Origin of the sequence: Desulfovibrio sp. 1188_IL3213 (genome assembly GCF_036763145.1) — a bacterium.
In the GTDB taxonomy this organism is placed as follows: domain Bacteria; phylum Desulfobacterota; class Desulfovibrionia; order Desulfovibrionales; family Desulfovibrionaceae; genus Desulfovibrio.
Window position 1 is genome coordinate 1 of record NZ_JBAIYR010000636.1, and the last position, 979, is coordinate 979.

The 979-nt window shown below is 61.3% G+C and carries 1 protein-coding gene; it reads right to left on the minus strand.

The window, feature by feature from the left end; genetic code table 11:
* On the minus strand, window positions 1-979 hold a 979-nt coding region (locus V6C16_RS14190), incomplete at both ends, for a tetratricopeptide repeat protein (protein ID WP_333543551.1).

A 979-nucleotide genomic window follows, 5' to 3' on the forward strand; every position in this document is an offset into this window, starting at 1 on the left:
CGAGCCTCGGCCCTTCTGCCGCCCTGCTCGCAAAGCTGCCCCAGCCGGATATGCGCAAAAAGATGGTCCGGAGCGGCCTTGACGCACTGTCGGTAGTAGCGGGCGGCAGCGCGCCGCTCGCCCAGACTCTGGCAGATATTGCCGAGATTATAGTAAATCTGCTTGGCCGCGCCCGCATCGGGATTATGGCGCAGGGCCTCAAGAAAATAGCGCCGGGCCTCATGCCCGCGTCCCAGGGCCGCCATGCAGACGCCAAGGGAGTTCCAGGCCATCACATTGCTCTTGTCCGCCAGCAGGGCCAGCTTGTACTCTTCCAGAGCGCCGAAAACATCGCCAAGGCTGTAGCGCCTGTCGGCACTGATGTTGAGCGCCAGGGAGTTGCACAGGCCGACTCGTGGCGGCGGCAAAAGAAGCGCGTATTCCAGAGCCTTGAGGGCGCAGTCCGGCATTTCGGCCTTTCGATATTGCAAAAAGGGAAAGGCCGCCAGACCTGCCGCCGCATCAAGCCCTTCTTTTTCCAGATCCGCGCACAGGCGTTGATACAGGCCGTCAACATTCTGCGTTTCCACGCCAGGATGAAAAAATATCAGACTGTTGCTGCCATAAAGACCAGCCAGCGGATCGGCCTGTTCCACATCAGGGGCGCGCTTGCGCAAAAGCTTTCCCCACAGGCGCAGGGCCGTGGCCGGAGCCTGGCCCTCGGCATTTTCCAGCCGCACTATTGCCAGCACAAAGCGGGTACAGCGCTCGCTTTCATGCGCAAAACGGTTAAGAAAATCGCCATGTCCGCACAGGCCGCCACGGGAGGCCTCTTCAGAAAAAATGCCTGTTCCGCTGTTTTCATCAGCCGGCGATGTCTTTGTTTCGTCGCCAGCGGCCACTGCGGGAAACGGCACGGAGCGAGCCTGCGGGCGCTCAGGATTTTCGGCGGTTTTGCGGTGACCGGCATCATCGGCGCCGCCTTGCGCTGCCCTGTCAG